General features: G+C 75.9%; 8 protein-coding genes and 1 pseudogene. 3 read left to right on the top strand and 6 right to left on the bottom strand.

From position 1 onward, the window contains the following. The 3 genes from AB0881_RS41270 to AB0881_RS41260 all read left to right on the top strand — a co-directional run. Positions 1-1,788: AAA family ATPase (locus tag AB0881_RS41270; RefSeq protein ID WP_366626358.1), on the top strand; the 1,788-nt coding region annotated here is incomplete at its 5' end. A 70-nt stretch (positions 1,789-1,858) separates the two neighbouring features. Beyond that, entirely contained in the window at positions 1,859-2,920 is a 1,062-nt protein-coding gene (locus tag AB0881_RS41265; RefSeq protein WP_366626357.1) for a winged helix DNA-binding domain-containing protein, read from the top strand. Between the two features lie 9 nt (positions 2,921-2,929). Continuing rightward, entirely contained in the window at positions 2,930-3,631 is a 702-nt protein-coding gene (locus AB0881_RS41260; RefSeq protein WP_366626356.1) for a histidine phosphatase family protein, read from the top strand. Between the two features lie 29 nt (positions 3,632-3,660). On the opposite strand, the gene AB0881_RS41255 is transcribed toward AB0881_RS41260, so the two are convergent. The 6 genes and pseudogenes from AB0881_RS41255 to AB0881_RS41230 all read right to left on the bottom strand — a co-directional run. Continuing rightward, entirely contained in the window at positions 3,661-4,515 is an 855-nt protein-coding gene (locus AB0881_RS41255; protein WP_366626355.1) for a biotin-dependent carboxyltransferase family protein, read from the bottom strand. Then, positions 4,512-5,129: an allophanate hydrolase subunit 1 gene (locus tag AB0881_RS41250; RefSeq protein WP_366626359.1), complete on the bottom strand. Its 618-nt coding sequence runs from the start codon at positions 5,127-5,129 to the stop codon at positions 4,512-4,514. The genes AB0881_RS41255 and AB0881_RS41250 overlap by 4 nt, the downstream gene beginning before the upstream one ends. Before the next feature lie 5 nt (positions 5,130-5,134). Continuing rightward, positions 5,135-5,887: a 5-oxoprolinase subunit PxpA gene (locus AB0881_RS41245; RefSeq protein ID WP_366626354.1), complete on the bottom strand. Its 753-nt coding sequence runs from the start codon at positions 5,885-5,887 to the stop codon at positions 5,135-5,137. A 43-nt stretch (positions 5,888-5,930) separates the two neighbouring features. Then, complete coding sequence (locus AB0881_RS41240; RefSeq protein ID WP_366626353.1) at positions 5,931-6,299, bottom strand: hypothetical protein; 369 nt, start codon at positions 6,297-6,299, stop codon at positions 5,931-5,933. Continuing rightward, positions 6,296-8,065, bottom strand: coding sequence for an SseB family protein (locus AB0881_RS41235; protein ID WP_366626352.1), 1,770 nt, complete (start codon positions 8,063-8,065; stop codon positions 6,296-6,298). The genes AB0881_RS41240 and AB0881_RS41235 overlap by 4 nt, the downstream gene beginning before the upstream one ends. A gap of 135 nt (positions 8,066-8,200) precedes the next feature. Next, positions 8,201-8,509: pseudogene (locus tag AB0881_RS41230) on the bottom strand (hypothetical protein); the annotation flags it as partial.

The raw sequence follows: 8,509 nt of genomic DNA, 5'->3' as shown, positions 1-8,509 counted from the left end.
GCCGGGCCGCCGCCCGCCGCGCCCGAGCGCGCGACCGGCACGGCCGCCGCCGGGGAGCCGCCGCCGGAGATCTCGGTGGCCGAGGCGCTCGCCGAGCTGGAGGACATGATCGGGCTGGAGCCGGTGAAGCGGCAGGTCCGGGCGATCGCCGCCTCGATCGAGGCGGCGCACCTGCGCGCCGCCGCCGGCGTGGCGACCGAGAAGCCGATGCGGCACTTCGTGTTCGTCGGCCCGTCCGGCACCGGCAAGACGACCGTCGCCCGGGTGCTCGCCAAGATCTTCTACGCGTTCGGGCTGCTGCCCACCCCCGCGGTGGTGGAGGCGCAGCGCGCCGACCTGGTCGGCGAGTACCTCGGCGCCACCGCGCTCAAGACGACCGCGCTGGTCGACTCCGCACTCGGCGGCGTGCTGTTCGTGGACGAGGCGTACGGGCTGGTCAACGCCGCCGAGGGGCAGCCCGACCGGTTCGGCAACGAGGCCGTCCAGACGCTGCTCAAGCGCGCCGAGGACGACCGCGACAACCTGGTGATCATCCTTGCCGGGTACGAGCCGCAGATGGCCGAGTTCCTGGCCTCCAACCCCGGGCTGGCCTCCCGGTTCGGCACCCGGGTGCACTTCCCGTCGTACACCCCGGCGGAGCTGCTGGAGATCGCCGAGTACCACACCGGGCTGCGCGGCGACCGGCTCGACGGCGAGGCCCGGCGCCGGCTCGCCGCCCGCTTCGCCGAGGCCGACCGCCGCGGCATCGTGGACGAGCTGGGCAACGGGCGGTTCGTGCGGACGCTGACCGAGGGCGCCGCGCGCGCCCGCGACGTCCGCGTCGTCGGCCGCTCGGAGGAGCACCGGCCGACCGCCGACGACCTGGTCACGCTGCGCGCCGAGGACGTCGAGTCGGCGTACGCCGAGGTCACCGAGCGCTACCGCGGCTACGCCGAGACGCCCACGCTGGACGAGGCGCTCGGCTCGCTGGAGGCGATGATCGGGCTGGAGCCGGTGAAGCGGCAGGTCCGGGAGATCGCCGCGCAGCTCCAGGTCGCCCGGATGCGGCAGGACCAGGGCCTGGTCACCCGCCCGCCGACCCGGCACTTCGTGTTCACCGGCCCGCCCGGCACCGGCAAGACCACGGTGGCCCGGGTGCTCGGCCGCATCTTCGCCGCGCTCGGCCTGCTCGCCCGCCCCTCGGTCGTCGAGTGCCAGCGTGCCGACCTCGTCGGCGAGCACCTGGGCGCGACCGCGCTCAAGACCAACCGGATCGTGGACTCGGCGCTCGGCGGCGTGCTGTTCGTGGACGAGGCGTACGCCCTGTACAACCCCGGCTACAGCGGCGGCGACGCGTTCGGCGCCGAGGCCGTGCAGACCCTCCTCAAGCGCGCCGAGGACGACCGCGACCGGCTCGTGGTGGTCCTGGCCGGCTACGAGGGCGACATGGACCGCTTCCTGTCGTCCAACCCCGGGCTCGCGTCCCGGTTCGACGTCCGGGTGGGGTTCCCCTCGTACGGCCCCGACGAGCTGCTCCAGATCGCCCAGCTGATCGCCGAGGAGAGCGGCGACCGCTGGGAGGAGGGCGCGCTGGACGACCTGGCGCTGCTCTTCCAGCGGGTGTGCGGCGTCGGCCGGATCGACGAGTTCGGCAACGGGCGCTTCGTCCGGTCCATCTACGAGAAGGCGTGCGCGTCCCGCGCCCTCCGCGCGGCCCGGCTCGGCGACGCCGCGACCGCCGCCGACCTCACCGTCCTCACGGCCGACGACGTCCACGCGGCCTACGTGGAGCTGACCCACCGGCTGTAGTCCGGACGGCTGCGGTCCGCTGCGGTCCGCTGTTGTCCAGAGTGTCGGTGGCCTGTGATGGGATCGGCGGATGGAAAGCGTGACTTGGCCGCGGGTGCTCGCGTGGCGGATGCGGCGGCAGCTGCTCGACGCGCCGTCCGGCCTGCCCGCCCTCGATGTCGTGCGGCGGCTCGCCGGGGTGCAGGCGCAGGTGGCGTCGGCGGCCGAGCTGGCGGTGGCGGTGCGCGGCGGGAGCGGGGTCTCGCGGGCGCTCTGGGAGGACGGGACGCTCGTCAAGACCTGGGCCATGCGGGGCACCCTCCATCTGCTCCCCAGCGACGAGGCGCCCGCCTATCTCGCGCTGTGCGCCGCGGCCCGCCACTGGGAGAGGCCGAGCTGGATCCGGACGTTCGGCGCCACCCCCGCCGACCTGGAGGCGATCGCCGCCGCCGCGGCCACGGCCCTCTCCGGCGGCGCGGCGCTGACCAGGAAGGAGCTGACCGCCGCGATCGTCGCGGAGACCGGCTCCGCCCACCTCGCCGAGGTGCTGGGGTCCGGCTGGGGGACGCTGCTCAAGCCGCTCGCCTGGTGGGGGGTGCTCTGCTACGGGCCGTCCCAGGGCGCGAACGTCACGTTCACCGCGCCGCCCTGGACGGAGGCGCCCGGCCCCGAGGACGCCGCCCGCACCGTGATCCCCGCCTATCTCGGCGCCCACGGCCCGGCGACGCCCGAGGCGTTCGACAACTGGCTGACGCGCAAGGCCGTGCGCAAGAAGGACGTGAGGAGCTGGTTCGCCGCCGTCGAGGACCGGCTGTCGACGGTCGAGGTCGAGGGCGTCCCGATGTTCCTGCTCCGCGAGCATCTGGACGAGCTGCTGGAGACCCCGCCCGACCGCTCGGTGCGGCTGCTGGGCGGCTTCGACCAGTACGTCCTGGGCGCCGGAACGGGATCGGCGTACCTCGTCCCGCCCGAGCACCGGTCCGAGGTCAGCAGGACCGCGGGCTGGATCTCGCCCGTGGTGCTGTCCGAGGGGCGCGTCGCCGGGGTGTGGGAGCGGGAGAAGGACGGGACCGTCCAGGTCACGCCGTTCGAGGACGTTCCCGCCGACCTTCTGGAGGAGGCGATCGCCGCGCTGCGCGGCGCGATGACCTAGGGTGCGGGCGTGAGCGACGAAGCGACCGAATCCCCCCGCGAGTACCGCCAGACCCCTTACCAGGCGCCCGCCGGCGCGGCCGAGGTGCTGCTCGTCCGGCACGGCGCCTCCGAGCCGTCGAGGCCCGGCGCGCCGTTCCCGCTCGTCGACGGCCAGGGCGACCCCGACCTCGCCCCCGAAGGGCGCGAGCAGGCCGAGCTGCTGGCCGAGCGGCTCGGCCGGGAGCGCATCGACGCGATCTACGTGACGACGCTGCGCCGCACGGTCCGCACGGCCGAGCCGCTGGCCCGCCGGCTCAGGCTGGAGCCTCGGGTCGAGCCGGGGATGCGCGAGGTGCACCTGGGCGAGTGGGAGGGCGGCCTGTTCCGCCACAAGGTCGCCGAGGGCGACCCCATCGCGCAGCGCCTGTGGGCCGAGGAGCGCTGGGACGTCATCCCCGGCGCCGAGTCGAGCGAGTCGCTGGAGGCCCGGATCCGGGAGGCGATCGACCGGCTGGCCAAGGCGCATCCGGACGGCCGGATCGCGGTGTTCTCGCACGGCGCCGCCATCGGCCAGGCCCTCGCGATCGCGACCGGGTCCCGCCCGTTCGCGTTCGTGGGCCCCGACAACTGCTCGATCTCGCGGCTGGTCGTCCAGGACGGCCAGTGGTCCCTGCGCGGCTACAACGACATCGCCCACCTGCCGCACAGCGCCCCGCAGCCCCTCACCTAGCCCGCGACCAGCCCACGACCGGCCGACGACTAGCCGGCGACGGCGAAGCGGATCCGCTGGCCGGGACGGAGCTGGGCGGCCAGCGGGAGGTCCGCGGCGGCCACCACCGCGACGACGGGGTAGCCGCCGGTCGTGGGGTGGTCGGTCAGGAACAGGATCGGCAGGCCGTTCGGCGGGACCTGGAGCGCGCCGGTGACCATGCCCTCGCTGGCCAGCTCGCCGTCGCGGGCGCGCGACAGTGCGGCGCCGTCCAGGCGGACGCCGACGCGGTTGCTCTCGGGGGTCACCTCGTACGGCCGGGCGGTGAGCGTGGCGAGCGCGCCGGAGGTGAACCAGTCGTCCCGGGGCCCCGGGCGGACGCGCAGGACGGGCACCTCGGGCGGGTCGGGCACCGGCGCGACGTCCACTTCGATGTCGGCGAGGCCGGACGGCGCGGAGACGGGCAGCCGGTCGCCCGCGGCGAGCGGGGCGGGGCCAAGGCCGGACAGCAGGTCGGTGGAGCGGCTGCCGAGCGTCACCGGGACGTCCAGCCCGCCCCGTACCGCCAGGTAGCTCCGCAGCCCCCGCGCGGGCATGCCGAGCTCCACCAGGGTCCCCGCCGGCACGTGGAAGGGGGCGTTCATGCCGCGGGCGCGGCCGCCGGCGCTCAGCGGCACGGGAGCGCCCGCCACCGCGACCCAGGCCGCGTCGTGGAAGCGCAGGGCGCCGCCGCCGAGCGTGAACTCCACCGCGGCCATGGCCTCGGCGTTGCCGACCAGCCGGTTGGCCAGCCGCAGCGACCGCGCGTCGGCGGCACCCGAGCAGGGCACGCCCAGGTGGGCGTGCCCGGGACGGCCGAGGTCCTGCACCGTCGCGAGCGGACCCGGGCGGACGACCTCGATCAACGCGCCTCCTTCACGACGAAGCGGACCTCGGTACCCGGCTGGAGCAGCGACGGCGGATCGCGGGTGACGTCCCAGAGCGTCAGCTCGGTGCGGCCCAGCAGCCGCCAGCCGCCCGGCGACTGCGAGGGGTAGACGGCGCCGTACGGGCCCGCGATCGCCACCGACCCCGTCGGGACGGCGGTGCGCGGCGAGTCCATCCGCGGCACGTGCAGCGCCGGGTCAAGCCCGGTCAGGTACGCGAAGCCGGGGGAGAAGCCCAGGTAGGCGACCGTGAACGTGGACGCCGCGTGCCGGGCGGCGACCTCCTCCCGCGACAGCCCGGCCAGCTCGGCGACCGCGTCGAGGTCGGCGCCGTCGTACACGGTGGGGATCTCGACCGGCGGGGTCAGTGCCGCCGCCCGCTCGGGCAGCGGCAGCTCCGGCAGCCGCGCCGCCAGCCGGTCCAGGTCGGCGGCCGCCGGGTCGGCGACCACCAGCACCGTGCCCTCGCCCGGGACGATGTCGACGATGCCGGGGAGCCCGGCGTCCCGGATCGCCGCGTTCAGCCGGTGGGACGTCGCCAGGTCGCCGGTCTCCACCAGCAGCGCCGCGTCCCCCGCCCTGCGGACCGCCATGCCGGTCACGCGAACGCCTCCGCGGCCACGCCCGCCTCCGTCACGGCCGCGCGGACGGCGCGCGCCAGCTCGACCGCGCCGGGCGTGTCCCCGTGGACGCAGATCGACCGCGCGTCGAGCCTGATCTCGCTGCCGTCGACCGCGACGACGGTGCCGTCCACGGCCATCCGCACGGCCCGCTCGACGACCGCCGCCGGGTCGTGGACGACCGCGCCCGGCTCGCGGCGCGGGACCAGCCGGCCCTCCGGCGTGTACGCGCGGTCGGCGAAGCACTCGGCGACGACCGCGAGCCCCTCGGCCGCCTCGTACATCGCCGAACCCGGCAGCGTCAGCAGCGGCAGCGAGGCGTCGTACGCGCGCACGGCGTCCGCCACGGCCCGCGCCTGCGCCGCGTCCCGGGCGACCCGGTTGTAGAGGGCGCCGTGCGGCTTCACGTACGCCACCCGGCCCCCCTCGGTCCTGGCGATGCCGTCGAGCGCGGCGAGCTGGTAGAGGACCTCCGCGGTCAGCTCCGGCGCGGCCACGTCCATCTCGCGCCGCCCGAACCCGGCCAGGTCGCGGTACGACACCTGCGCCCCGATCGTGACCCCCCGCTCCACCGCCCGCGCGCAGACCCGCCGCATGATCAGCGGGTCTCCGCCGTGGAAGCCGCAGGCCACGTTGGCGCTGGTGATCACGTCCAGCAGGGCGTGGTCGTCGCCGAGCGTCCAGATGCCGAAGCCCTCGCCCAGATCCGCGTTGATATCGATGACCGCCATGGCTCAGATGTATCACCGTCGGGTGCCCGCGATGTCACCGCGGTCAGACGGTCTCCTCGCGGAGGTCCTCGACCTCGCCGCGCGGGGCCCAGGCCTGGTAGACGCCGCGGTCGAACATCTCCAGGCCGAGCGCCTCGGCCACCGGCGCCTTGCCGCCCGTGTACTCGACCCGCAGCCAGCCGTCGTGCTCGCCCAGGACGACGAAGCTCTCGCCGCGCCAGGTGCACACCGTGCTGACGTAGGACAGGCGGTCGATCTCGGTGGCGGGCACCACGCGCACGTACCGGGCCGGCGCCACCTCGGCGAAGCCCTCGGCCGGGGCGCCCAGGTAGAGGCGCACCCGGGCGCCGTCGGGACTGGCCTCGTACTCGGTGCCGCGCCAATGCGCGTAGAAGCCGTGCCTGGCGGTCATGCTCGCTCCTCGCGCCGGACCGGCGGCGCCTCGGGGATCCGCACGCCGGGACGCAGCAGCCACTGCCGGCGGTCCGCGTCGTACCCGGCGACCAGCGCCTCCTTGCCGGAGCGCTGGATGCGGTACATCTCCGCGCCGTGCGGCAGCCGCTGGCTGGCGATCTTGAACTCGGGGATCGGCGGGCCCTCCCCGGGCGCGTAGCCGGAGCCGGGGAACGGCGCCTTCTCGATCACCCAGCCGCCGGGGATGATGCTCATGCTCCACTCGTCGATGCCGCCCAGCGGCTTGCGGAACAGCACCGGCTTGATCGCGGGCCAGCGGATCACGTGGATCGCCTCGTCCCCGGGCTGGAACGGCGCCCCCTCGTATACCAGGCCCAGCCCGCGGACGAGGGCGGCCGGGGTGGCGAGGTCGCGCACGTCGCGCAGCCGGTGCACGTAGCCGGCGACCAGGTCGTACCCGCCCTTGAGGTAGTGCGCGACCTGCCCGGGCGGGACGACCTTCTGCATGACGGTGAGCCGGTGCTCGGGCCGCCGCTCCGGCCGCGGCGCGGGCCCGGCCCGGTCCGGCCGCTCCGCCTCGGCCGGGCGGATCGGCGCCCGCGGCTCCGGCTCCGCTTTCGGCGGCACCGGGGGCGTCGGGGGTGTCGGGGGCACCGGCGGAGGCGGAGGCGAGGGTGCCTTGGGGGCGACCGGTATGTCCTTCTGGGTGCTGCGGGGGAGGCCGTTGGCGGCGGGGGCCTGCCCGTTCTGCTGGACGCTCGGCTCCGGACGCGGCTCGGGCTTGGGAGCGGGCTCCGGCACGGGCTGGAGGGGTGGAACGGGCTGGACGGGCGGGGCCGGAGGGGGGTCCTCCTCGGGGGCGCCGAAGAGTGCGGCGGCGTCCAGGTACGCGGCGCTCGGCAGGCCCGGGTTGATCGCGAGCTGCCACTCCGGATTGGGCCAGTTCCGTCCCAGCTCGGACAGGAAAGCCTGGCGGTGGTGGACGGCCTGGCCGCGCAGCGAACGGTCCATCGCCGCCGGCGACGTGAACGCCAGCACGAACGTCTCGTCCCCGAACACGGCGGTCGCGTACTGGTGGCCCGGCGCGTCGCCGAACGTCGTGTCGGCGGGGGACGGCAGGTAGAGCACGGCCCGCGTCAGCATGGCCATGTAGCCCTCCTGGTCGCCCCGTTCGCGGGCGGCGGCCAGGGCGGTCTCCAGGCGTGCGGCCAGGGCCCGCGTGGGGGTGTCGCTAGGCCGGGGCTCGGCGGGCCCGGCGACGGCGGCGTCCTCGGCGTCCCCAATGTCCCCCGCGTCCTCGGTGTCCTCTTCGACGGCGCGGGGGAGGCCGAGGCCGGGCAGGTCCATCGGGGCGGCCAGCTCCTCGTCCGTGCTCCCCGCCTGGTAGACGAGGTCGAGCGGGGAGCGGACGCCGTACACGTCACGGAACGCGGCGACCATCCGCCCGGCCAGGGCCGCGCAGCGCTCGGCCGCGTCGGCGGCCGGGCGGCCGGACCGGTCGACCATCGACGTCAGGTACCACCAGTTCTGCCGGTCCGCGCCGTCGGGCCGCTCCCAGCCGTTGATCGTCAGCCGCCGCTCCTGCCGCGGGGAGAGGCTGCGCGGCAGGAATGCGCTGCTCACGGCCTCCGCGTCGATCTCCTCTTCCGCCCGCATCGCCTGGACGTAGGGCAGCCCGCTGGGATCCTGCACGATCAGGTACGCCTGGACCGGGAGGCGCATCAGCTCGATCGTCAGCCGCTTGGCGAAGTCGTTCCAGTCCAATCGGGCCCAACCTTCGCGTCCGTGTCCGTGGTGGTGGCAGTCAATGCCCGCTTACGCCCCCGACGTTAGCCGCCCCCGCCGGGACGCGCGGGGCCGACCGTGGTCAAAGCCGTCGGTCGCCCGTGAGCCGCCCGGTCAGTCGCGGCGCGGAGCCGGGACCGCGTCGGCGCGCACCTGCGTCCACATGCCGCCGATGGCGTCGAAGACGGCCACCGGGACGGCGGTCTCGGCCTCGTCGCCCGTACCGTCCCAGTGCCACAGGCGGGTGCCGTGCGGGGCCTGGAGCGGCGTACCGGAGGCGATCCCGGGGCCGCCGGACACGAACACGGGCCCCCTCCCCGCGGGGCCCTCACGGGGCTCCTCGGGCGCGGGCGGCCCGGCCGGGACGCCCGGGACGGCCGGCGGCTCGGGGACCGGCGCGGGCGCCGGGGCCGGCGCGGCGGC

Origin of the sequence: Spirillospora sp. NPDC029432, from assembly GCF_040703975.1 — a bacterium.
In the GTDB taxonomy this organism is placed as follows: Bacteria; Actinomycetota; Actinomycetes; order Streptosporangiales; family Streptosporangiaceae; genus Spirillospora.
This window is presented reverse-complemented; position numbering and strand designations above follow the sequence as displayed.